This window comes from Microcoleus sp. POL10_C6 (assembly GCF_036701585.1).
Classification (GTDB): Bacteria; Cyanobacteriota; Cyanobacteriia; order Cyanobacteriales; family Microcoleaceae; genus Microcoleus.
Genome location: NZ_JAUBRB010000009.1, coordinates 16,354 through 40,513 on the forward strand (window position 1 = coordinate 16,354; position 24,160 = coordinate 40,513).

16 protein-coding genes are annotated in these 24,160 nt (G+C 47.8%); 8 read left to right on the forward strand and 8 right to left on the reverse strand.

The window, feature by feature from the left end; genetic code table 11:
• Nucleotides 1-66 precede the first annotated feature (66 nt).
• Nucleotides 67-1,803, forward strand: a complete 1,737-nt coding sequence (locus QUA34_RS07220) for a pseudouridine synthase (RefSeq protein ID WP_333385210.1) — start codon at nt 67-69, stop codon at nt 1,801-1,803.
• A 353-nt stretch (nt 1,804-2,156) separates the two neighbouring features.
• Here the strand turns inward: QUA34_RS07220 and QUA34_RS07225 are convergent, their stop codons facing one another.
• Nucleotides 2,157-4,679 carry an EAL domain-containing protein gene (locus tag QUA34_RS07225; RefSeq protein WP_333385213.1) on the reverse strand — a complete coding sequence of 841 codons (2,523 nt, stop codon included), beginning with the start codon at nt 4,677-4,679 and terminating at the stop codon, nt 2,157-2,159.
• Nucleotides 4,680-4,978: 299 nt separating this feature from the next.
• On the opposite strand from QUA34_RS07225, the gene dapB reads away from it, so the two are divergent.
• The 4 genes from dapB (at nt 4,979) to QUA34_RS07245 (ending at nt 7,247) form a co-directional block, all read left to right on the forward strand.
• Complete coding sequence (gene dapB, locus QUA34_RS07230; RefSeq protein ID WP_333385216.1) at nt 4,979-5,806, forward strand: 4-hydroxy-tetrahydrodipicolinate reductase; 828 nt, start codon at nt 4,979-4,981, stop codon at nt 5,804-5,806.
• Between the two features lie 108 nt (nt 5,807-5,914).
• Entirely contained in the window at nt 5,915-6,625 is a 711-nt protein-coding gene (locus tag QUA34_RS07235) for a phosphate ABC transporter permease (protein ID WP_242723651.1), read from the forward strand.
• A 90-nt stretch (nt 6,626-6,715) separates the two neighbouring features.
• The gene (locus QUA34_RS07240; RefSeq protein WP_333385219.1) at nt 6,716-6,883 is read left to right on the forward strand and encodes a DUF4160 domain-containing protein; all 168 of its coding nucleotides are present in this window, start codon (nt 6,716-6,718) and stop codon (nt 6,881-6,883) included.
• A 31-nt stretch (nt 6,884-6,914) separates the two neighbouring features.
• Entirely contained in the window at nt 6,915-7,247 is a 333-nt protein-coding gene (locus QUA34_RS07245) for a DUF2442 domain-containing protein (RefSeq protein ID WP_333328382.1), read from the forward strand.
• Between the two features lie 18 nt (nt 7,248-7,265).
• Here QUA34_RS07245 and QUA34_RS07250 read toward each other — a convergent pair whose 3' ends face one another.
• The 4 genes from QUA34_RS07250 to QUA34_RS07265 all read right to left on the reverse strand — a co-directional run bounded on the left by QUA34_RS07250 (nt 7,266) and on the right by QUA34_RS07265 (nt 16,566).
• The gene (locus tag QUA34_RS07250; protein ID WP_015179019.1) at nt 7,266-7,889 is read right to left on the reverse strand and encodes a precorrin-8X methylmutase; all 624 of its coding nucleotides are present in this window, start codon (nt 7,887-7,889) and stop codon (nt 7,266-7,268) included.
• A gap of 135 nt (nt 7,890-8,024) precedes the next feature.
• Entirely contained in the window at nt 8,025-8,831 is an 807-nt protein-coding gene (locus QUA34_RS07255; protein ID WP_333385223.1) for a TPM domain-containing protein, read from the reverse strand.
• Nucleotides 8,832-9,077: 246 nt separating this feature from the next.
• Entirely contained in the window at nt 9,078-14,552 is a 5,475-nt protein-coding gene (locus QUA34_RS07260; RefSeq protein ID WP_333385226.1) for a WD40 domain-containing protein, read from the reverse strand.
• Nucleotides 14,553-15,234: 682 nt separating this feature from the next.
• On the reverse strand, nt 15,235-16,566 hold the full coding sequence (locus QUA34_RS07265) for a P-loop NTPase fold protein (RefSeq protein ID WP_333213125.1): 1,332 nt from the start codon (nt 16,564-16,566) through the stop codon (nt 15,235-15,237).
• Nucleotides 16,567-16,904: 338 nt separating this feature from the next.
• Between QUA34_RS07265 and QUA34_RS07270 the strand changes: the two genes are divergently transcribed.
• Together QUA34_RS07270 and ftsZ are read left to right on the forward strand one after the other, a co-directional pair.
• Nucleotides 16,905-17,807, forward strand: a complete 903-nt coding sequence (locus QUA34_RS07270; RefSeq protein WP_333385229.1) for an FtsQ-type POTRA domain-containing protein — start codon at nt 16,905-16,907, stop codon at nt 17,805-17,807.
• 370 nt (nt 17,808-18,177) lie between these two features.
• Nucleotides 18,178-19,452: a cell division protein FtsZ gene (ftsZ, locus tag QUA34_RS07275; RefSeq protein ID WP_333056121.1), complete on the forward strand. Its 1,275-nt coding sequence runs from the start codon at nt 18,178-18,180 to the stop codon at nt 19,450-19,452.
• 146 nt (nt 19,453-19,598) lie between these two features.
• On the opposite strand, the gene QUA34_RS07280 is transcribed toward ftsZ, so the two are convergent.
• On the reverse strand, nt 19,599-20,378 hold the full coding sequence (locus tag QUA34_RS07280) for an MBL fold metallo-hydrolase (protein WP_333385233.1): 780 nt from the start codon (nt 20,376-20,378) through the stop codon (nt 19,599-19,601).
• Between the two features lie 184 nt (nt 20,379-20,562).
• On the opposite strand from QUA34_RS07280, the gene thiD reads away from it, so the two are divergent.
• On the forward strand, nt 20,563-21,372 hold the full coding sequence (gene thiD / locus QUA34_RS07285) for a bifunctional hydroxymethylpyrimidine kinase/phosphomethylpyrimidine kinase (RefSeq protein WP_333385237.1): 810 nt from the start codon (nt 20,563-20,565) through the stop codon (nt 21,370-21,372).
• Between the two features lie 105 nt (nt 21,373-21,477).
• Here thiD and dndE read toward each other — a convergent pair whose 3' ends face one another.
• Both dndE and dndD read right to left on the reverse strand, forming a co-directional pair.
• Nucleotides 21,478-21,879: a DNA sulfur modification protein DndE gene (dndE, locus tag QUA34_RS07290; RefSeq protein WP_190660605.1), complete on the reverse strand. Its 402-nt coding sequence runs from the start codon at nt 21,877-21,879 to the stop codon at nt 21,478-21,480.
• A gap of 265 nt (nt 21,880-22,144) precedes the next feature.
• Nucleotides 22,145-24,142 (reverse strand): DNA sulfur modification protein DndD, encoded by a 1,998-nt coding sequence (dndD, locus tag QUA34_RS07295; RefSeq protein ID WP_333385240.1) that lies wholly within the window; start codon nt 24,140-24,142, stop codon nt 22,145-22,147.
• Between the last annotated feature and the right edge of the window lie 18 nt (nt 24,143-24,160).

Here is a 24,160-nt window from a genome sequence, read left to right on the forward strand (position 1 = left end):
GATTGACCGAAAGCATCCAGAATACAAGCAGATATGTCCTAATTCAGATTTCAAACCAAATTTAATATGTTAGAAATGCACGCGCTTTTAGATGTCACGGACTGTCATTGGGAGTCGATCGACTCGCAGCCGAATTATTGGTACGAAGGCCGTTGTCCTCAAAGCGGCGAGCTGCTGAGACTGCCGCGCACTCGAATGTCCGAGGAGCTCGCGCGGGGTTTGATGCAGTACCTGGCGGCTGACGATTCCTATGATCGCGAAGGGAAGATGTACGGCATATTACTGGTGGAGATGCCTTCGGGGGAAAAGGGGATACTCAAAGCATTTTCCGGGCTGCTGAACGGTTGCAGCATTGTTGATGGGTGGGTGCCACCGATTCCGGGACGAGATCGTGTGGCTTTCGAGGAAGCCCGCACCTTAACTCAATTGGAGGCGATGAAACAGGAACTTATTGCACTGAATCAACTCCCGCAGCGACAAGAGTATGAAGGCTTGTTTCGGGAGTTTGAAGTGCAAATGCAAGTTTTGAGCGATCGGCATCGCAATTGCAAGCATCAGCGAGACGAAAAACGCCAGTTACTGTGTCAAAGTCTCGCAGCAGAAACGCTAGAAATTGCCCTGGAACAACTGAATCAAGAAAGCCGTTTGGAGAAAATTGAACGCAGGCAATTGAAACGACAGCGGGATGAAACATTGCAGCCGCTAAAACAATTAATTGAAGCTGCGGATCGGCGGATGCAGGCGCTGAAACAGCGGCGAAAAGAACTTTCCCGCGAACTTCAGACGCAAATGCACGCGGCTTACACTCTGGTGAATTTTTTGGGGACATCGCGATCGATCTCCTCATTGATGCCAACTAATTCTATTCCGACGGGTACCGGCGACTGTTGCGCGCCAAAATTGCTCCACTACGCGGCAGCAAACAATCTGAAACCGCTGGCAATGGCTGAGTTTTGGTGGGGGCCGGCATCGGGCGATAAGATACAGGGAGAATTTTATGGCGCTTGTGGCGATCGGTGTCAGCATTTGATGGGTTTTTTGCTGTCAGGATTAGCTCAAAATTCGATTGTTTCTAATATAAATCAGGGTTCGACGGGCGGGCTACAAGCCCAACCCTTACTCACCACAAGCAATAATATTTATTGTGGAACTGGCATCTTGCCCGTTAGGCAAAGGCTACCAATTATCTATGAAGACAAGTGGTTGATTGCGGTCAATAAACCCTCTGGATTGCTGTCAGTTCCAGGTCGTTATTTTGAAAATCAAGATAGTGTTTTCAGTCGTTTGCGTAGCTTGTTACCCGATAGCTTAAATTTAACCATAGTGCATCGTTTAGATTTGGAAACATCTGGGATTTTGCTATTGGCGCGGGACAAAGAAACTAGCAGTCAACTCAGGCAGCAATTTGCAAAAAAGCAGGTTCACAAGGTTTATGAAGCGGTGCTTTCGGGTACTGTAAAAGTTGATGCAGGTACGATCGATCTTCCACTTTGGGGCGATCCAGAAAATCGCCCTTACCAGCAAGTCAATTGGGAGTGCGGAAAGCCCAGCGTTACTCGCTTTCAGGTAATGGCGAGGGAGGGAAATTGCGATCGCGTCGAGTTTTTGCCGCTGACGGGACGCACTCATCAATTGAGGGTTCATGCAGCGGATGTTCGAGGGTTGGGGATACCGATTTTGGGCGATCGACTTTACGGATGTCGGGCTGCTGCGAATCGGCTACACTTGCACGCGCGGGAACTTTCGTTTGAGCATCCGCAGTTGGGAGAAAAGCTGCACTTACAGGCAGAAACACCTTTTTGAGCTAAGGGTGATCGGGCAATGATCAATATCTGTAGAATAACAAGTAATTGCTTCAGCCTCAAGAGTTTTAGTTGAAATTTGTGCTAACAGTAAGTCATAGTTTTATTGATTTAATTTTAAACAACCCTGAAATATTACAGCTTTATTGCTACCGAGAGCGTTATCTAAATTAAGAGGATACTCAGCTAATTTTCGAGGAGCGATAACGAGATGGATGACAATTTTTTTCAGCTTCATGTTTGTTTACCTAGCATTAATTTTAGCACCTAACATATTAGAGATACGCTTGGGGAACCCGATCGACTTTCAATTTTAGCTCTAACGTACAATAACTAATAACTAATAACCCACAACTACCACTGCGGATCGGAAGCCATCAAAGCAGTCGCAGCCTCGCTCGGTAACGGCTTAGCAAAAAAATAACCCTGACCGTATTCGCAGCCGATCGACCTCAACCTAGCTAATTGTGCCGCCGTCTCCACACCCTCAGCAATCACATCCATACCCAAAGCATGAGCCAGCGCTACAATCGTCCGCACGATCGCCACATTCTCCCCCTCGCTTTCGAGCTCCATCCGCCCCACAAACGACTTATCAACCTTCAAAGTATCCGTAGGAAACCGACTCAAATAACTCAACGACGAATAACCCGTACCAAAATCATCAATTCCCAACTTGACATTTAACGCTTTCATCTGCTTCAAAACCGCGATCGCCGACTCCACATCCTCCATCACCACACTCTCAGTAATCTCCAACTTCAAACTCTCGGCACTCAAACCCGTTGTTTCCAAAATTACCTGAATGCGATCGACCAAATCTGGCTGGGCAAACTGCTTTCCCGACAAATTTACACTCATAATCAAAGCTCGATCGAAACCAAACATTCCCTCCCAAAGCTCCAACTGCCGGCAAGCCTCCTCCAACACCCACTCACCCAGTGGCACAATTGCCCCCGTTTCCTCAGCCACCGGAATAAACTTCATCGGCGAAATCAAACCTCGCAGCGGGTGCTGCCAACGCACCAAAGCCTCAAACCCAATAATCTTCCCGCTTGCCAAAGATACAAACGGCTGGTAATGCAGCAAAAACTCCTGACGCTTGAGGGCCATCCGCAAATCAGTTTCCAATTGCAACCTCTCCACCGCCAAATCGTGCATCGAAGCATTAAACACCTGATACCTTCCCGTTCCCAAAGCCTTCGCCCGGTACATCGCCGTGTGGGCGTCCCGCAGCAAGTGTTCCGGCTGTTCACTGACAGTAGCAGCAGGTTCGCCCCCGATGGCAATCCCGATGCTTGCCGTCAAAAACACCTCCTGCCCCTTCAACTCAAAAGGCACAATTAAAGCTTGGTGAATTCGAGTGGCCAAATCCACCGCAGTAGCAACATCAACATTCCTCACCAAAATCGCAAAATCATCACCGCCCACCCGCGCCACAGTATCGGCGCGACCAATACTTGTCCTCAACCGCAACACCACCGCCATCAGCAGTTCATCCCCCGCCAAATGACCCAAAGAATCATTAATCACCTTAAACCTGTCTAAATCCAGAAACAGCACCGCAAACAGATAGCTGCGGCGGCCCCTAGTATTGGCGATCGCCCGCCCCAGACAATCCACGAACAAATCCCGGTTGGGCAAACCTGTTAGAGAATCGTGAAAAGCATCGTAAAGCTTCCTGTAAGCACTGACACTCACACCAGTCACCACCAAACCCAAAGTCGGCGACACCAGCGGCACCCACCCACCCCCAGTAAAAATCCCAAAACTAATCCCCAACAGTCCCATCAATCCCGCAGCCCCAGCCAATCCCGCCCTCACAGGATGCTGAATCCGCCAAGCCAAAACCCCGCCAATCATCGCCCAAGCACCGTTCCAAAAAATTTCCGCCCATTCCGGCCACACCCAAAATAGCGATCGCCCATCCAAAACCGCACTCAATATTTGGCTGAGCATTTGCGCGTGCAGCAACACCCCCGGCATTTTCGGACTTTGCTTTTTAACCGGGCTGTAGGGCGTCAAAAACAAATCTCTGGTACTCGGTGCAGTCGTCCCAATCAACACAATCTTGTCCTTAACCCAGCTTGGGTCAATTTCTCCCTTCAATACCTGCCTGATACTGACTTGTCGCACCACCTCCTTACCAGATCGGTATTTGAGCAGAATTTGGTAGCCTTTGGCATCGAGATTTGCATAGCCACCGCTGTTAGAAGTTAAAGGCACAAATTCTGCCTTTCCCCAATTGATTTGGTGGGGATGAACAGGGCTATTTTTCTGCTGTACTCTGTCTTTGAGATACAGCAAAGCCACTTGCACAGAAAACGATAAAGCAATCTTTTTGTCTGGTTGCGAAACTGAAAGCAAATTGCGGCGTACAACGCCATCAGGATCGAGCACGAAGTCGTTAAAACCGAGCCGATCGGGCGGTATCCCCGGAGGCGCAGGCACTCCCTGACTTTCTGAATCGCTCAATTTATAGATCGCCACCACATTCGGTGCTTTCAGTGCGGCCAGCAATTCTTCGTGTCCCGGCGGTTGAGGCAAATCCCGGTACAAATCCAAACCGATGACTTTTGGCTGATACTTTTGCAGTTTTGCCAAGGTTTGAGCGAGCGCACCGTCGGAAATCGGAAATCTCCCCAAAGCTTGAATATCAGCCTCAGAAATTGCCACTACCAGCAGTCGCGGATCGGGACCCGAATCTGGCTGCAAGCGCACTAACGAGTCAAAACTCCCCAATTCCAGGCTTTGCAGGCCTCCCAACTGCCGAACTCCCATATTCAGCAGCGTTACAGTCGCGCCCGCAAGCATTGCAGGCAAAATCCTAACCCGTCGGTTTTGAGAACTCAGGTTGAGACCAGTTGCGACAGACATGACATATCGAAGATTTCGAGAGAATTTGGCAGTCACAGAAAAAATATGTCGGTGCAAATTAGCTTTGCAGTCTGTTCTTACAGAATTGAGCTTAATATGAGATTGAATGTAATTTTTTCAGAACTTCTGCCGCCACCGAGTTTCTTTAAGCTAATTACTCGATTTGGCAAAGTATTTCTCGAATCGGAACCGGGTTTTGGAAGATTGGCCGACAAATCCTGTCTTTCATTCCTTGTTTACCCAAATTCCCACAAGCGTTAAAATTTAGTCGATCGAACTTTCAGGATATTTTTGAGATTATGGCGAATCAACTTCCGATTCCGGTGATTGTTAACGGTGCTGCAGGCAAAATGGGCCGCGAAGTAATTAAGGCGATCGCCCATGCTAGTGACATGACCTTATTTGGGGCTGTAGACCGCTCTCCGTCGTGCCTCAACGCCGATGCCGGCGAATTAGCCGGATGTGGCCCGTTAGAAGTTCCCATCACTGACGACTTGCAAGGAATGCTGGTATTAGCAGCTCAGGAAAAGCAGTTAGGAGTGATGGTAGATTTTACGCACCCTTCGTCAGTGTATGAAAACGTGCGATCGGCTATAGCTTACGGGATTCGCCCCGTAGTCGGCACTACCGGATTGAGCAGCAAGCAAATTGAAAACTTAGCTGAATTTGCTGATAAAGCGAGCACAGGGTGTTTGATCATACCCAATTTCTCGATCGGCATGGTTTTGCTCCAACAAGCCGCCGTCACGGCATCTCAGTATTTTGAACACGTAGAAATTATCGAGCTGCACCACAATCAAAAAGCCGACGCTCCCAGCGGTACGGCAATTCAAACTGCCCAAATGTTAGCAGAGATGGGAAAAACTTTCAATCCGCCAGAAGTTGAGGAAACCGAAAAATTAGCCGGAGCTCGAGGTTCACTGGCGGATGAAGGGATTCGCATTCACAGCATCCGTTTACCCGGTTTAATTGCCCACCAAGAGGTAATTTTTGGCGGCGCCGGTCAAGTTTATACTTTACGACACGATACGAGCGATCGCGCTTGTTATATGCCCGGAGTCTTGCTGTCTATACGCAAAGTCATTGAATTGCGATCGCTCGTTTACGGTCTGGAAAAGATCTTGTAGGTAATTGGTAATTGGTAATTTGTAATTGGTAATTTGTTACTACTGCCAACTGCCAACTGCCAACTGCCAACTGCCAACCGCCAACTGCCAACTGCCAACTGACTAATTATGCTAATTCCCTTAACCCGCGAAACCTTTCAAGAACTAATTCCCGCCGTCGCCACGGGAGCGCAATACAAATATATCTGGGGAAAACCGCCCGATTTTTTGAGGCGAATGTTAATCTCTGCCGTCACCGTAGTTTTCCTCCTGGTAGTTTATAACTTCGTCGGTTCCGATGTCGGGCCGCTAGTTTTAATCACCGGATTGATAGCTGGTTTGTACTGGCTGTGGGGGCCGATTTTGTGGGCGAGTTTGCGGAATGCAGAATGCCGCAAATATCAATACTGCGGTTTTTGGCAAGGACGAGTTTTGGATATATATATTACAGATGAAGTCACAAGTCAAGAAGAAACAGTCAATCAAAAAGGACAACTCGTAATAGTTGACAACCTAGAACCACGAATCAACTTAGAAGTTGGCGACAAAACCGGATTTACTACTACACTTCGAGCTCCATTGCGGAAAGATCATCAAGGAATTGTCCCCGGCCAAGCTGCTTTAATGTTAATCATGTCAAATCAAGAAGATTTAGGCAGAATTGCCAAAGTTTCAGATATTTATATTCCCAGCCGTGACGTGTGGGTGAGCGACTATCCTTATTTACGCAGAGATTTGTTTGTCGAGATGAGCCAGCAAATTAAAAAAGGTAGGAAAAAAGACCGCGATCGCACTAATCAAAGCAGAGATGTAAAAAGGCGATCGCCCGCTGATTATTAATATTGATAGTAGCCACAAATTTAAGAGCGAGTGCAGGTTAAAATTCTGACAAAATTCACAAGATAGCCGCTAATGCCTGCGGTTTTTTAGGTGAACCCCTACAGTTTCATCTTTTTTAGTTCCGATCGAGGCGAACCCGCCCACATTCATGTTAAGCGCGATCGGCAACTTACCCAATTTTGGATGAATCCTGTATCTCTAGAAAAAAATCTAGGCTTCAAAGAGCATGAATTAAACCAGATTGCTCGTCTTGTATAGGAATATGAACAAATATTGTTGCAGGCTTGGCATGACTACTTTGGTACATGAAACAGAACCCCTCGTAATTAAAGTCACGGTGACAGATGAAAAAGTAATTGTGGACTTAGTTGATGGTCGCAGTTTGAGTGTTCCCTTAGCTTGGTATCCCCGTTTGTTGCACGGTTCCCCGGAGGAAAGACATAATTGGCAGCTACTTGGAGATGGTTATGCCATTGAATGGGTTGATTTAGACGAACATATTGGAGTTGAAGGTTTGCTAGCCGGCCGACGCAGCAGTGAAAGTCAACGATCGTTTGAAAGTTGGTTAATTAACCGCAAGACTGATCGAAATAATCCAGAACGACTAATAACTAATGACTAATGACTGCTGACTTCTCGATCAACTGTTTCCCTCTTGCCCATAAGCTTGCCAAGCCAAATCCACCAGCCCGTTAACTATAGCCACAGCCACCACCGCAGAACCCTTGCGGCCCTCAATCCGAATGTGAGGAATCATCGAATCGTGCAGCCGCGACTTAGCCACGTCAACCCCCACAAACCCAGAAGGAGTCCCAATCACCAAAGCCGGTCGAATTTCCTCCGATTCAATCAAATCCACGATCGCCGACAAAGCAGTTTGAGCCTGGCCCACCACAAAAATCCCTTCAGGATAGCGTCTTGCCAAAGTTTCAATCCCCCAAGCCGCCCGCGTCCTTTCCTTTTGGGGGCGTGTCAAAGCCTCCATCGAACAGTAAACCGGATTCGCAAAGGTACTTTGGATCAGAGGCGTAATGCCCACCTGCACCATCGGCACATCTACCACGATCGTAGTCCGAGCAGCCAAAGCCGCCGCCCCAGCCTGCAAAGCCTGATCGGAAAAACTAATTAAAGACTTGTACTCAAAATCAGCAGTAGCATAAATCACGCGGCGGACTATTTCGTACTCCGCCGCTGAAAAACCGTGGTCGCCAATTTCGTTATCGATTAATCCCAGACTCTGGGCATCGCTTACGTGCCATTCCATTTGTTGGATAGCTGTCGCCTCTGAGTTGTCAGGTATCAGCTTACCAGCTTTTAGTCATTCGTTGACTGTTGAGTAAAATCTGCCAACTGCCAACTGCCAACTGCCAACTGCCAACTGCCAACTGACAACTGACAACTAAGTTTCCGACGATGAAGAAGATTTGCCCAACACCGGAGTCAGGAATGCCACCAAAACTCCGATCGCAAAACCGGCCACATTCCGAACCACAGGCAACCAGTCAGAAGTCCGAGTCACCACAGGCCCAAGTCCGAAAGCGAAAAACAGAATGCCCCACAGCGGCGAAAAAATCAGCGCCCACTGCCAAGCCACAACCTGTCCCGGCTTCCGAGGCTGAGCCGCAAACCCGCAGATGACGCCGCCAACCACCGACGTAATTAACGTCAGAATCCACTGTTCCCTTGGCAAACCCGGAACCACGCGGCATCCGCCCTGACGCAAACAGCCTTCTATTGACTCCAAAGATTCAATAATCGCTCGATCTTCCCCATTGTCCCGCACAAAAAATTGATTACCGTAGCGGGTTTGCAGTTCCACCCAAAAAGTGCGCGGCAACAGCGGATACAGCGAGTCGCCCACATTAAAATTGAGCAAATTGCCCCCTCGGGGGTCCGCAACTAATAACACACTCTTGTCATCTAGCCCCCAATAGCTTTTGACAGCCAAACCGGGCGTGCGATCGTACTGAGTCAGCACTCGCAGTTTCCAGCCCGTTTCGGCTTCAAATGCCTTTAAATTTTTTGCCAAATTTTGTTCTTCAATATCCGTAAGGGCTTTAGCTAAGTCAATGATCGGCGTCTGAGTTGAAGGCAACAAATCGGGATTATTGAAAGCGTGGGCTACAGGTGCGATCGTCCACACGGACAAAGCCAGACAAAATGCGACAACAGATGCTAGAAATTTTCGCGGGAAAAGCTGTGACATAGGAACTTATAATCCGGGTCTTAATTGTGAATGCTAGCTGGCGGTCTTAACCAAAGGATAAGAGAAAACTCATTTTTCTTTACAATTATTTACTTTACAGGAAGCCGAGAGCAAGGGGAAGGAAAAAATAGTTTTTGAGAAAGGGGGAGGGGGGAGAAATTAGCGATCGAGCTCCTCAAGGGGGTGAGTAACATCGAAAATCGAAAATCGACTCAATCCCCCAATCGAAAATCTAAAATCGAAAATCTAAAATCGATTTGGTTTTGCCCCAACCCCCTCACAGAGAAGCCGATCGCGATCGCTCACATTAGGATTAGTTCTCAGATAATCCCCCACCCAGTCACAGCCCCTCACCAGCAAATCGTCAAGATCCAAATTCCACAAAATCACCCGATTATCCCGGCCCGCAGAAGCCAGAACCTTCCCATCCGGGCTAAAACTCACGCTCATCACACTATCCTTGTGACCCGTCAAAGTTTTCAACAAAGTCCCGCTGCGACTCCACAGCTTCACCTTATGGTCATAACTGCCCGAAGCAACCAACAAACCATCCGGGCTAAAACCCACGCTAGTCACGCTGTCGCTAGAACCCTTCAGCAGCGTCGCCACCAAAGTCCCATCTACCTTCCACAATTTCACCGAATTGTCGTAACCAGCCGAAGCCAGCATTTTGCCATCAGGGCTAAAAGCAACCCCCAACACAAAACTGTTGTGAGCTCCTTCAAAAGTTCTTAGCAAACGACCGTCCCGATTCCAGAGTTTGAGAGTACCATCATCGCTGGCAGAAGCCAGCATCGAGCCGTCGGGACTGAAAGTCACCCCAGTCACCCAGCCTGTGTGTCCCGTCAAAGTCTTAATCAGCCTGCCGTTTCTAGTCCAGAGTTTCACAGTCTTATCCTTGCTCGCCGAAGCCAGAACCTCGCTGTCGGGGCTAAAACTCACGCTCATCACGCTGTCGGCGTGGCCGTCGAGAGTGAACAGCACAGAAGGCGAACACGGGAATAGCGGAGCCGAAGGACAAGGGAGAATATTATTCATGCCATCTTCTGTCAAACTCCAGACTTTCACCGTTTTGTCGTAACTCCCAGAAGCAAGTACCTGGCCGTCGGGGCTGAAACTGACGCTGGCGACTCTCTGAGTGTGTCCTTCTAAGGTTTCCAGCAAAACTCCCGTGCGACTCCAGAGTTTGATAGTTTTGTCCGTAGAAGCAGAAGCCAGCCTTTGGCCGTCGGGGCTAAAAGTAACGCCTTGCACCCGGTTTTGGTGTCCGTCGAGGGTTTTGAGCGGCACGTCATCGAGTCGCCACAGCCTGACAGTTTTGTCAAAACTTGCCGAAGCCAAGGTTTTGCCTTCCGGGCTAAAACTCACCTGAGTAACTCGATCGGCGTGTCCCTCAAAAGTTCTCAGTAAGCGACTCTCTGGTTTAATGTTGCTAGCATCGGTTGGGCGTTTGTCGCCAACACCAGCCAGACTCCAGAGTTTGACAGTCCCGTCTGCACTTCCAGAAGCAAGTGTTTGACCGTCGGGGGAGAAACTGACACCAAATACCCACTTGCTGTGTCCCCGCAAAGTTGTTAGCAGTTCACCTTTTTTTGCTGGTTTTGAATTTTCTGTTGGTGGGTGTTTGAGTGCAGCGATGCTCCAGATTTTCACCGTTTTATCTTCACCCGCACTGGCGATCGTTTCACCATCGGGGGAGAAACTGACGGTGTAAATTTTCGAGGGTTGTCTGTTTTCGCTGTGCCATAAATTAGCGATTAACTTACCGTCAGAACTCCACAGTTTCACAGTACCGTCATCGCTCGCCACAGCGATTATTTGGCCGTCGCGGCTGAAGCTTAGCCAATTTACGGGAGCAAATTGTTCGATCGTTCGCAGCAGCGTGCCATCGGTTTTCCAAAGTTTGATAGTTTTGTCTGTAGAGCCACTGGCGATCGTTTGACCGTCAGGGCTAAAAGCAACGCTGGTAACGCTATTAGTATGCCCTTTGAAAGTTGCCAGCAAACTGCCGTCATTTTGCCAAATTTTGACAGTTTTATCTAAACTTGCCGAGGCTATGGTTTTGTTGTCGGGACTGAACGCCACACAGGAGACACTGTTAGTGTGGCCTTTGAAAGTTGCCTGCAAACTGCCGTCGCGCCGCCAAAGTTTGACTGTTTTATCTACACTGGAAGAAGCTATTGTTTCGCCGTCTGGACTGAAGCTAAGACCCCAAACTACATCGCCGTGTCCTTCCAAGCGGTTGCGTTCTTTAACTCCATAAACTGCCTGCTGCAGGGCGGCAGAAATCAGAATTTCGGTGTCTTTGAGAGTAGACATTTGTTGGGAGTGTTCGATCTGTTTCCACTTTTTGCCAGCTCTCAAACTTTCCATCATGGCGTCAAATTTGTTGTTTGAGAAATAAAGTGCTTCAGAAGCTGCTGTCAGGGTACTGATTTCGGCTCGCTGAGTTTGAGCGACAGCTAGCTGTTTTTGACCCACAGCCCGCCACCAAAAATTTACGGCGGCGATGGTGGAACTGGTGAGCAGCATGACGCCGATCACTGCTACTCCCAGCAGTTGTTTGAGAAAAGTATTGGCTCGGTAGAGCTGTGCTTGACTCATTTTTTTGTCTGCTTCTGCTTTGTGCAGTCTGGCTTCTAAGCCGAATCTTTGACGGATCGGTCGCACTAAATAGTCGTGTACCAATTGATAGCGGTCTTCGGGCGCTTCCCGTAGCAGAAATAGCAAACCGTGACCAACTAAAATGTCTAAAATTAAGTCGAGGTTGTCGGTTTTATTGGGTCGGCTTTCAGGGTATGCAGCGAACTGTCGCTGTAGGGAAATTCTGTTTCTGCCGATCGCCGATAATTCGGTTTCGCGGGCATCGGCTGGCTGCTGACCTGTAACTAACGAGAGTTCGTGTTTGGTTTTTATCAGGCGAACGCCTCTTTCATCTGTCAGGGAAAACAAGATTTTCCAAGCTGCGTCTTCGTTAACGGGTCCACAGTCAGAGATGACTCTTTCGAGCGATCGTTTCACTAATTCCGCTTTGGGATTGTCCCCCAACTGCTGGTATTGTGCTAGACTGGTAATACCTTCTTCTTGCAGTTGCGCTCCTACTACCTGCAATTCGATCGGTCGCACTTCTTGCAGTTCGTCTGCTAAATCTTCTACGAAGGCATCGATCAGTGCCGGCTCTAAATAAAATTCCGCCCGTTCTGTTAAGTGTCCGATGACAGCCCGCGCGTCTTTGATAGAAAAACTCCGCAGTTGGTAGCGGATACTTTTGTCGAGAATATTATTGTTAATAGCGTCAAGATTTGGGAAGCGATCGCAATCTAGTAAATAGTGCAAATAATCTTCGCGCAAGCACAGAATTATCTTGACATAAGGCAAATTCAAAAACAAACGCAAAAAATTATAAAAAAGTTGTCTTTGTGCCACTGAAGTCGAAACAAAGAAAAACTCTTCAAATTGATCGAAAATCAGCACAGTCAACAAATTATTTGTGGCATTTTCGCGCAACTGCTCTATAATAAAAGAAGAGACTTCCGAGCTGCGAGCAGGAATAACCGAGCAACTTCTTTTGTGGATTTCCTGTAGTCCTTTCGAGATTAATTTACTTTCCTCTTCGGCTTGTTTGTCGTACAGTGCGCTGTTCAAAGCATTTTCTAACTCCACCAGCCAGTCGGTGTAAACTTTGACTACTACGGGCAATGTATCCCGCGCGCCCGGAGTAATATTTTTCAAAGCTGGTACTAAGCCGGCATTGACTAGAGAACTTTTCCCGACTCCGCTGGGCCCGTGAATAATAGTTAATTTATGGTCGTCCCTGCTAATTCTTTCTAGCAAGCTATTGATATCTGTTTGCCGCGAGTAAGCTGTCATGGAGGCTGCGATGGCAGCTTGGTTTTGAGCTGAGGGGCCTGAAGGATTGACCGCTTGGCGCTGCTGCTGCAATTGGCTGGCTCCGATAAAAGCTCTAAATCCGTATTGATATTCGATCGAACGCTGGGTTTTTTTAATCCGAAATGCTTTAAGATACTCTCCCTGCTCGAAATAAACGGCTTGCAATTCCGTCAAAATATCGATGTAAAGTCGGGGGTCGTACTTCGGCTCGCTTTGAGATTGAGCCAACTCCAAAGAATGAACCGCCGCTTCCCACTGGCCTAACTGCCGCAAACTTCGGGCTAAAAGTAAAAGATACGAACTCCTGTCGGATTTGGGATGTTGGATTTTAGATTTGGGTTCGTTACTTAACTCGTTAGAGCCCACAATTTCTGGATAATTTCCCTCAAACCCCAATCTCAAATCTTCAATCAGCAATCTCAAATCATTAGGCGTTTGATCCAAAATCGCCAAAGCCAACTCGGCTAGCTGGCGGGCTTGACTCCACCTCGACTCTTGCAGGGCAACTTCAGCCAAAAAGCCGTAATCTTGAGCTAGTTGGCTGGGGGTACCGTAAGTGAAGTGCAACTGCAAAGAATTTTCCGCTAATGCTTGCAACTCTCCCCAAGCTTTCAGGCGCTGCAGCACTTCTCCGAGGTGTGCTGTCACCTCAGCTACCAATTCCGGGCGTGAGGCAAGGGAGAAAGCGTTTCTAGATTTTTCCAGGCTAATCCACGCTTGTTCCCAGTGCTGGCGGTTGGCTACCGGGTTTCTGGCTGCTTGTAAGCGGTGACACAGGGCTATGTGAAACAGCACTATGCCTTCTCTCTCTAAAAATAAAATTTTGGGGACAGGATTCGACAAGGAGGAGAAGGTTTCTGGGTTTTCGGAATGTTCCAAGTTTGCTAGTTCCCAGTTGCCCGTTTTCTGCTGCCAAAATACTAAACTTTCTTGGTAGTGAATTAAGGCAGTTTCGGTTTGGTCGCTGACATAGTAATCTCGACCGAGAACGAATTGCAGGCTGGCTTTGAGGGCGGGTTCTAATTCTTCACCGCGATTTTGTAAATCTCTTAAAGCTAATTCTAGTTCTCGGCGTGGCAAAGAGCCGATCGCCAAATCGAAGGTATTGCCCGGACTCAATGGCGAATACGAGTGGACATCTGATTGTCGTCGGTTTTGTGGCCGTGAGTTAAAAGTTAGAAAGCGTTCTCCAGGGCTGATTTCGCGATCGAGGTCGCTTTTTTCGGACGGGGTTTCGCAGGTCTCACAATTAGCGATGGTGCTGACGTTGCTACTGGCGAGTTCTTGATTGAGTTCGCCTATTTTAAATATAGTATCGGCCCGCCTAGCGAGAAAATTAATTAATTCGTCAACGCCCATTTCAAATTTAATTGTGGCGGCGGCCCAACTTTTGAAATCCGGGGCCAGACGAATCATTTTGGTCACGATGTCATCTGTTACCCACAAAATCACTGGGCAGGAAAAATTTTTGCGAAATTCGTCTCGCACTTGATTGGTAGAAGCCATCAGTTCGTCGATCGCTACTACTGTTTCTAAACCAAATACCATCAAAGCCGAGGCAGAAACCACCGGCGAGTACCCCTCTTGGAAAGTGCTTGCCTGCAGAGTAGTGTAAAGGGTTTTGACTGAAGCTGGCAGGACGAGATCTTGAATTGGAACTGGGGACACTTCTCGCAGCCGCTGCGCTATTTGCTGGCGCAACTGCTCGTAGTTGCAGCGCACCAAAATTAGCGAGAATTGGTGTTGAGACATTGTGATTGACCTGACCAGAGTTTTGAGCGATCGCTCGTTGTAGTTGGCAGTTTCTTGTACCTTAATTAGATCGGTCATGCGTGCACCTCTTTTGCATTAATCAATTACCTAACGCTCGCCAATCGTGACTGAAAGCGTATCTACTTAGACAGCGCCGTCTCTGTCTGACGCTTTATCTCTGTATAAATACGTAGTTTCTCCTACTTGTTCTATCAATACTTACATAGTTATTAGATCCAATGTAAAGATATCATACCTCTCAATCTCAGAGAATGCTAGACTTCCCAATAAAAAATTAAGGTTATCTTAGATGTTTTTATTCAGCTATACATAAAAAACTACAGATCATAAATAGCCAACTGCTAAGTTCACGATCATACCGCCGGCTAGCTATTAGTAAACAACTCCGATATATCTGTAGCAGGCATTTAACACAACCGCAAAAAAAATGTCGTCCGGGATGGGATGATATGAAATTAAGAGCAACAGGTAAAAACAGAAATAGGGGGTATGACATTGCAGATATGAGAGTTGAGAGTGGGGAAAGTCCTTAGTGGCGGCAAAGTTGTATACGACAATAACATTCACCGCCTATAGCCAGCATTCAACAGAAATCAGCCAGTGGCAAAAACCGCTGACTGATTTCTTTATTAAATTGTAAGATTTCGGCGTTGTGAGCGATGAATTTTCAGTTAAATACTTTCTAATTCCCTGGTGGTTAAGGGTTCTTAGAGTCACGAAGCTATCTCAAAAACCCCAACTATTTTGCTTCAGTGCGCTGCAGCCACTCCTTATATTTTCTGGTTTCTGCTAGGGCTGGATTAATCCCAAACCAACGACCTTCTTGATCGCGGTATTCAAAGACAAACATACTTCGCAACAAGATTTGAGACTCTTCTTCGCCGGTTACACTTTGTCGCTTGACGACTTGAAACAGCAATTCCCATTCCAGGTCATTGATGGCTCCCAAAAGGTCATCGCGATATTCTTGAATGACGCTTTCGAGGCATTCGCGAGAGAAGGGAGGGTCTTCGTGCTGCAAACAGCTATACAAAAGCATCAGTAGATTGCGAACGTGACCGCCACTAATCCGGCAAAGCCGATCTAAAGTTTCGGGAGAGTCAAACACCTGGGAAATCAAATCAATGCGTTGATCGGGAGCAACTTTCGGGAAAGCTCTAGCTAATACTAACTGCCGCAGCAGTGCCATTCCTTCGAGGTGGTCTTCGCCCGATCGCACTTGCACTGGTACCATCGGCATCACCTTGGGCTTGACTCCAAATCGACTGGCAAGGCGGCCGAAGTCGTTGGAAAAAATCAAAGTCAGGGGAATCGTGTAGACAACATGGCAATTAAGTTTTTTCAACTGTTCGCCACGGTCTAAAAACAGGTATTCTGGCTGGGTGCGTCCGCTGGGTTTGAGGGAGGCGTCGAGGCGATCGAGGTTGTCAACGATGACTGCGAGCCCTTTTTTGCCTTGCTGCTTGAGTTCGGCGTTAGCTTTGTTGAGGAGTTCTTCGTTGATCGACTGCAAAATGCTGTTGGTGCGGGGTTCGAGATATTGCCTGAGTTGCGATCGCAGTTTGGGAGAGTCTTTAGTTTTAGCAGTAACTCTAGCAATGCCTACAGATAACTCGGCTTCCGCTGACAAATCTATGGGAGTCTGCAAAAATTCTGCCACTTCTGCAAACAGATTTGTAAAATAGCTCGGTCTGAGTTTGATTTTAGCCGATTCCATAGTTTCGCTGACTTGGCGCGCAATGCTCAGCAAAATATCGCTGATATCTACATCACCCATGTCTAAGTCTTGGGAAGACTCGAAGTAGACTACGCAAAAACCCTCTTGCTCTAGCTCAGCTTTCAGCCGAAACAATTCCGTAGATTTGCCACAGCCGATATGTCCTGTAAATAGCTGACAGGTTGGCTCGTTGGGGGAGATGCGGGTAATGGTTCGCTGTAAAGATTCAATGATTTTGCCGCCACGCACGGAACCAAAATCAATGTAGTATTGATAATCCCCTGGGTCTCCCGCAACAAGGGTCTTGCTGGGGTTGCAGGCTTTATAGAATCTGTCTAATTCGAGTGCGATCACAATGGAAGCCGAATAAAAGTTAAAAAAGTTAATCGAAAGTCTAAACTTTCTTTAGTTGAGTTTAGTTTGATTTGTAACCTTTTGCCCTGTGGGGTAATGCCCTAAATACCCAAAGAACCTTGATCTGGCAAGGGGTTTTCCCGGCGCTGGAATTGGGAATTTTTAATTAATAATTTTTTATTACTTAGCGGGATCAGTGATATTACTGATATCAGCAGGAGTATGGGTAAATTTGCGGGGATCTGGTTAAATGGTAGGGGAAAACAGGGTTCAAGAGAGAGAGCTTAAACAGTTTTGAATTTGTGCTAATCCTTAATTCCTATATTGTCAAGACGTAGATGGCTAGTTTTGGAGCGGTTTCTCAAACAGAGTTAGGGCGCAGGCGCCAAAAGTTGCGGCAGCAGAGGCGCGCTCGATTGGCGGCTGTTGTGTGGCAAATGCTAGCAGCGAGCGCAATCGCTGGAGGTTTGCTGTGGTGGATTGCTCAGCCGGCTTGGTTGATTGCCCGATCGGAACAAGTGAAGGTGGAGGGCAATCAGTGGCTGTCAGATAAGGCGGTGCGGTCTTTGGTGCCGCTGTCTTACCCGCAGTCGCTGTGGGGGATTCAACCGCAGGCCCTGGCCGAAAAGCTGGAGTCAACGGGGCCCATCGCCAAAGCGAAGGTGACTCGTAACTTGTTTCCGCCGAGTTTGACTATAGAAGTGGCAGAACGCCTGCCGGTGGCCGTGGCGCAGCCGACGGCGGTGTTGAGATCGAACAGTGAGAAGGAAAAAGTGGGGTGGCTGGACGCTCGCGGAGGTTGGATGCCGTCGGATAGTTATACTGCTGTACGATCGCAGAATAGTTCGATCGGGCCCGGCAGCATTCCGGGAACGCAGCCTCAGCGTTCTTTGCCCACTTTAAAAGTCATCGGGCCTTTGGAACAGTATCGCGCGTCTTGGCCGAAGTTTTACCAAGGACTCAGCGGCTTGACGGTGAAAGTGTTTGAGATTAATTGGCAAAACCCGAACAACTTGATCTTGAAAACAGAGATCGGTACCGTACACTTAGGGCCGTACAGTTCCAAGACTGCGGAGCAACTTAAGGTTTTAGACCGAATGCGACAATTGCCAAAACAGATAGATTCAAGCAAAATAGCCTACATTGACTTGAAAAATCCTGCTTCGCCGATCGTCCATTTGCCGGAACTACCCGGCAGTTTGGAGAGTTCAACTCCGGCACCCACTCGCGCCCGAAATTGATCCTCTGTCAACAAAAGGTAGAAGGTATCGATCGGACGGCAGAATTTTTAGCCATCAGGATCAATACGCAGCACTGGAAATAAGGACTGTTTTTTGATATCGAGTCGGGAAAAAAAATCTGATTTTTCTTTCCATCCCGATGCCTCAGAGGCTAGTATCCATTTTTTTTCCTGGTGCCTTGCTTACAACTGCCTTAATCCGGTCAAGTACCTGGATGGCGTCAAGCGAGGTCTGGGCTAGCGAGGTCGGCCAAATCCGAGATTGCTAACATTAAGCATCGACCAGTGTTAGTTTTTCGCGCAACTTAGCCTATAGTTGATTGTGAATTGGCGTTTAGTTAAAAAGCTGTAATCTACTATCCCCGACTCTAATGAAGCTTAATAATAGACAGGGGTCTGACCAAGACAGTCCCCCTTCGGAAGAAGTAAAAAATTTTCCGGTGGCTGCAGATTCCGCCAATCCCTTTAGACGCAAGTCTGGTTATGTAAATGTAGATAGTATTGATATCGATCCTATGGTCAATCCCAAAGACATAATGCCCAGCAGTGCTGCCAAAATCAAAGTAATTGGCGTCGGCGGCGGTGGGGGCAACGCCGTTAACCGGATGATTGCCAGCGAGGTTTCTGGTGTCGAGTTTTGGTGCGTGAATACAGATTCCCAAGCTCTGGTTCTCTCAAATGCTCCGAAACGCTTGCAAGTCGGACAGAAGTTGACGCGCGGTTTGGGGGCGGGGGGCAATCCGGCGATCGGTCAAAAGGCTGCGGAGGAATCTCGCGACGAGGTTGCTAATGCTTTGAATCACGCGGATTTGGTATTTATCACAGCCGGTATGGGCGGCGGTACGGGTACAGGCGCGGCTCCGATCGTGGCTGAGGTGGCTAAGGAAATGGGCGCCTTGACTGTGGGCATAGTGACGCGGCCTTTTACGTTTGAGGGACGGCGGCGCACCAGCCAAGCTGAGGAAGGGATTGCGGCTTTGCAAACTCGGGTGGATACGCTGATCGTGATTCCTAACGACAAGCTGCTGTCTGTGATTTCGGAACAAATGCCGGTACAAGAGGCTTTTCGAGTTGCTGACGATATCCTGCGCCAAGGGGTTCAGGGTATTTCTGACATTATTACTATTCCCGGTTTGGTGAATGTTGACTTTGCTGACGTGCGGGCAGTAATGGCGGATGCGGGCTCGGCTTTGATGGGCATCGGCGTAGGTTCTGGCAAGTCGCGGGCTAGGGAGGCTGCAATGCAGGCTATTTCTTCGCCTCTGCTGGAAGCTTCGTCTATTGAGGGCGCTAGAGGTGTGGTGTTTAACATCACGGGCGGTACTGACATGACGCTGCACGAGGTGAATGCGGCGGCTGAGACGATTTACGAGGTTGTCGATCCGAATGCCAATATTATTTTTGGAGCGGTGATTGACGAGCGCCTTCAGGGTGAAATTAAGATTACTGTGATCGCTACTGGTTTTTCGGGGGAAGTTGCGTCGCCTCCGCCTCCGGGGCGCACGCAAAATGTTAATGCTCCTTGGCGGGCTGCAACTGTGCCGGTGACTCCTGCTCAACAGACGCCTGATCCGAAAGCGAAACCGCCGCAGGATTTGGGATTGGATATTCCTGAGTTTTTGCGTAACCGTCGCCCGCCAAGATGATTTTAGATTTTAGATTTTAGATTGGGGATTTTAGATTGGGGATTTTGGGATTTTAGATTGGGGATTTGGCATTGAATCTCCCATCTCCCATCTAAAAAATCGAAAATATCGAGCATCTAAAATCTAAAATCTAAAAAATCTAAAATCTAAAATCTAAAATCTAAAATTTCGAGGGTTTGTCCTGGTTCGGGTTCGAGGAGTTGGGTGGAGAGGCCGGATTTTGCTAGCAAATCGCGAAATTCGGGCATGCTGCCGATCGATCGCACTAACATTGGTAAAATGCCTGTGGCTCGGATGTCTCCCGCCGCTGTAGGCAGGAAAAACCGAGGTTTGAGTGTTTGGGCGAGGCTGAGGGCTTCCGCAGGGCCGATGATGACTTGTCCGAGGAAGGGGAAGATTTGACCGATGACTGGGGCGATCGCTACGTCTACTGTGTCTATTTTCTGTTTAACTTTGTCTAATGGTGGCAGGTGCGGTTCGTAATAAAGTGTCTCGCCACTGCTTAAATCTTTGAGCAAATAGCCGTTTTCTTCTTGTCCCGGCTGGATTTCGGCTCCGGGTACGGCAGTAATTTGTAACTTTTCTTGATAATTAAATTCTTGCCAATTAGCTAAAGATGTGATATTGGTGTAGCCTAAACTGCTGAGGACTTTGGCGGCGGTGGGTGAGGCGATCGCGGGAATTGTGCGATCGAGCAGTTCGAGTGTTGGTCTGTGACAATGGTCGTCTAATCCTTGGGAAATTAGGATGAGGTCGATCGGCGGTAAGCTGCTGGGAGTGAAGGCGACGGGGGTGTTGTGGTAGGCGGTGAACAGCCAGGGTTGACCGTAAAACACGAGGGGATCGATTAGCCAGGGATCGACGAGGATAGTTTGGCCTGCGATGTAGAAGATCCAAGAGTTGAGGTCGATTCGGGTGATTTTCACAATTATTTGCAATAATTCTTTACATTTGTTTTAATCATAGCTAATTTTGTTTGGGAATTTTAACCCCTTCGGAAGCACAGGCGGGACGCCCGTGCCACTGGGAAGCACAGGCGGGACGCCCGTGCCACACATATAATTGGGATTTGTCTGGTTCAAGTTGGTGTTTATCTGGGGTTGAAAGAAGATGATTAAATCGAGGATTCCTGTGGCTTTGACTGTGGCTGGTTCTGATAGTGGCGGTGGGGCCGGAATTCAGGCGGATTTGCGGACTTTTGCGTTTCACTGCGTGCACGGTACGAGTGCTTTAACTTGCGTGACGGCTCAAAATACTTTGGGGGTGACGCGGGTGGATGCTTTGTCTGCTGAGGCTGTGGCTGCTCAAATTGAGGCGGTAGTGGGGGATATTGGGGTGGATGCTGTGAAGACTGGGATGCTGCTGAATAGGGAAATTATGGTGGCGGTGGCTTCACAGGTTGAGGCTTTGGGAATAGGGAATTTGGTTGTCGATCCGGTGATGGTTTCACGATCGGGCGATCGATTGATTGATGAGGGGGCGATCGCCTTTTTGCGGGAAGTTTTGATTCCAATGGCTGCTGTCGTGACTCCCAATCGGTTTGAGGCTCAGATTTTGAGCGGTTTGGAGATTGTTTCTCTAGACGATATGCGATCGGCGGCGCAGCAGATTTATCGTTTGGGTGCGAAAGCTGTTTTGGTGAAAGGCGGCGGGATGAAGGGAGATTTGCGGGGAATTGATGTTTGGTTTGATGGTACGCGGTTGGATGTGTTGAAGACTGAAAATGTTGATACTGGCAATACTCACGGGACTGGTTGTACTTTGAGTGCTGCGATCGCCGCTAATTTGGCATTAGGTAAAGATTTATTGACGGCGGTGACATTGGCTAAGGATTATGTTACTACTGCTCTCAAATATGCTTTGGATATTGGGGAAGGCCAAGGCCCAGTAGGTCATTTTTTCCCCCTTTTAGTGAAATAAGAAGTTATTGGTTATTGGTTATTTATTTGTTGCTCGCTTGGACCTCCTAATAACAACTGTCAACTGTCAACTGTCAACTGTCAACTGTCAACTGTCAACAATCAGTTAATTTCTTAATTTTTCAGGCGAAAGAGCGATCGCCACCAAGTCTTCAATTTTCTTAATATTTGGATCGCCGGCCAAATAACCAATCCCTCGGTGCAAGTGCAGGCGAAATTGTTTCGCTAGAGTTTCTTTTTCTGTGCCTAAATTGTCTTGGTGACACCGCTGCTTGAGGGCAATTATCAGGATATCAGCCATGTCGCCGCCGAAGACATCCCAGCTTAATTCAACGTTGCTGTCGCTGGGAATTGGTACTGGGGATGGGATGCTGGGTTCGGCGAGCGATCGGCAAAATCCCCACCGGCATAGAATATTCCACTGATCGATTTTGGTCGATCGTTTCAGTTTTGATAGTTGGTCTTTGCCTGTTTGGGATAGGCGGATGCGATCGACTGGTGGTTCCATAGGTTTAAGATTGTTTGGTATATTGTAAAAAGTGTTAATCTTGCGGAAGCAAGGCCTCTAAATAACTGGAAATAATTAACATTTTTTTACACGGCGCGACTTGATTAAATCGGTTTTTTTTGGTATTTTTATTGTAGTAGGATTTATCCTTAATAATGGGATGGTGGCAAAAATAAAATTTTCGCAACCATCCCATTATGCTATATATACTACCGCAACTCCAGGGCAAAGTCAAGGGGTTGCGGCTATTTTTTGGGGCGAATTTTTATTCCCAGAAGTAACCTTTTTCGACGGTGGTTTGGTGTTTGGCGGAGTCGTATTTGAGGAGGTAGCTGTGGGCGATCGCCTCTAATTCTTGGAGTTTTTCGTATTCTACTTTTCTAATTTCCGTGTCGGTAGAAAGCAGGATGACTTGGTGGCTGGCTGAGGGGAAATAGCGTTCCACTAGGTTGTTTCTGTGCGAGGAGTCGAGGCGGCCCAAGGGAGTGTCGATCGCCACTGGCAATTGTCTCCCGGATACTCTAGCCAATCCCCACAAAAAGGCGATCGCCAGCAATTGTTTTTCCCCGGCTGAAAGTCGGTGTTTGGGTACCGGTTTGCCTTCTGGATCGTAAATCGAGAGGCTAAATGTTTGAGTGTCGATCGCAACTCTGTGCACGAGGTCGGTTTTGTGCAACAGGTAGCGGAAACAGTCGGTAATTTCTATTTCTAGTTTGTTGAGTTTTTTGAGGGTGAGTTTTTCTTTAAAGAGTTTCAGGGTAGCTTGGGCTTTGGCGATGGAAGCGATGACGTGTTGGCTGTTTCTGATGGTGATGTATTCGCTGCTGTAGTTTTCTAGTTCTTTTTGGTTTTTGGCTAATTCTCTCTCTAATTCATCGACTCGGCGGTTGGCTGATTCCAAGGCTGCGGATGCGATAGCGACTGCTTTTTGGGCTTTACTGACCTCTTCTTCTAGTTTTTCGTAGGCTTCGGGGGAAGCGGCGGCGGCGAGTTGTCTGTCTGTAAAGTCGATTTCTGCTTCGATGTTTTTGATTTCTTCTATTTGTTCGCGGGCTAGAATTTGCTGGGCTTTGATTTGGTAGCTAAGAAGGTTTTCTAGTTGCTGGATGCTGTTGTTGTCGGCGTTCATCCAGGGCGGGGAGTCTGTTCCGGCTTGCTGTTCGAGTTCTTGGTTTTCTTGGCGGATGAAGTCTTGAATTTTATCGAGTTGTTGGGGATTTAAGGAGATTTCCGCCATATAGTTGAGAAGGCGATCGCTTCTTTGTTTGATAACATTTTGGGCAATCTTTGCTTGCTGCTGGCTGGCTTCTGTTTCTGCTTGAATTTTTGCTTCACTTAGCAAGGGCGAAATTAGGGCTAGTGGTAGCGTATTTGACGCCAATTCCATCATGGCTTGACGGTTTTTTTCTGCCTGATTTCTGTAGTCGTTTAGCTGTCTGTCTAGTTGACTGCGATCGGCGGCAATTTTCCCGCCTTCATAAATAAATTTTTCTGATGCTTGTTGCTGATTTTTTTGAGCTTTATCTAACTCGTTTTTAAAGCTAGCTTGTTCTTCTGTTGCTAATTCTTTCTTCTCAGTAATTTCCTGAAAAGTTTGTTCAATTTTCTCTAAAGCAGCCAAGTCTTTTTTGCCAGCAATTTCTTTCCGCTTGCGGCCGGCTAATATTTCTAAATCGACCGCGAGGCGTTCTGCTAATTCTAAACCTAAAAGAGATTTAATCGCCCCGACGACAAACTCTGGCGGTGTTTCGAGTTCAGCGAGTTCTTTTACTTGTTCGCCGTCAAACAAAAATAGGTTGGATATTCCGACGGGCAAAAGGGTTTCGATGTATTCGTCCCAGGTGTTAGTAATTGCTTTATCTGACCACCAATCGCTGACTATTTCGCTGTATATGAGAATGCTTAAATTATCTTTGATATCGGCTTTTTTCCAGTATCTAACTATTTTGAATTGAGCTAATTTGTCATCTTGGACTTGTTCAAATGTTAGTTCGACGCGGGTATCTTCTAATGGGGGAGTGTGGCGGTTGACGCATTGATTGAGAAAGTCGCTGTAGCTTAAATTCCCTCTGGTGGAACATTGGGCGCGACCACCGTAGAGGGCGAGGCGAATGCCGTCCATGAGGGTGGTTTTGCCGCCGCCATTCATGCCGCCAAATAGGATAACTGGGCAGGGATTTCCGTCTTTTTCGGGGCGGAGATTGATGGTTTGGGTGCCTGCATAGGGGCCGAAGTTTTTGAGGACGAGTTCGAGGAATTGCATTGTAGATGTTGTTGGTTG

Excerpts from the sequence above, each read along its gene's own strand:
- QUA34_RS07220 (WP_333385210.1), top strand. The coding sequence starts at position 67 with ATGTTAGAAATGCACGCGCTTTTAGATGTCACGGACTGTCATTGGGAG.
- QUA34_RS07225 (WP_333385213.1), bottom strand. The coding sequence starts at position 4,679 with ATGTCTGTCGCAACTGGTCTCAACCTGAGTTCTCAAAACCGACGGGTT.
- dapB (WP_333385216.1), top strand. The coding sequence starts at position 4,979 with ATGGCGAATCAACTTCCGATTCCGGTGATTGTTAACGGTGCTGCAGGC.
- QUA34_RS07235 (WP_242723651.1), top strand. The coding sequence starts at position 5,915 with ATGCTAATTCCCTTAACCCGCGAAACCTTTCAAGAACTAATTCCCGCC.
- QUA34_RS07245 (WP_333328382.1), top strand. The coding sequence starts at position 6,915 with ATGACTACTTTGGTACATGAAACAGAACCCCTCGTAATTAAAGTCACG.
- QUA34_RS07250 (WP_015179019.1), bottom strand. The coding sequence starts at position 7,889 with ATGGAATGGCACGTAAGCGATGCCCAGAGTCTGGGATTAATCGATAAC.
- QUA34_RS07255 (WP_333385223.1), bottom strand. The coding sequence starts at position 8,831 with ATGTCACAGCTTTTCCCGCGAAAATTTCTAGCATCTGTTGTCGCATTT.
- QUA34_RS07260 (WP_333385226.1), bottom strand. The coding sequence starts at position 14,552 with ATGACCGATCTAATTAAGGTACAAGAAACTGCCAACTACAACGAGCGA.
- QUA34_RS07270 (WP_333385229.1), top strand. The coding sequence starts at position 16,905 with ATGGCTAGTTTTGGAGCGGTTTCTCAAACAGAGTTAGGGCGCAGGCGC.
- ftsZ (WP_333056121.1), top strand. The coding sequence starts at position 18,178 with ATGAAGCTTAATAATAGACAGGGGTCTGACCAAGACAGTCCCCCTTCG.
- thiD (WP_333385237.1), top strand. The coding sequence starts at position 20,563 with ATGATTAAATCGAGGATTCCTGTGGCTTTGACTGTGGCTGGTTCTGAT.
- dndE (WP_190660605.1), bottom strand. The coding sequence starts at position 21,879 with ATGGAACCACCAGTCGATCGCATCCGCCTATCCCAAACAGGCAAAGAC.
- dndD (WP_333385240.1), bottom strand. The coding sequence starts at position 24,142 with ATGCAATTCCTCGAACTCGTCCTCAAAAACTTCGGCCCCTATGCAGGC.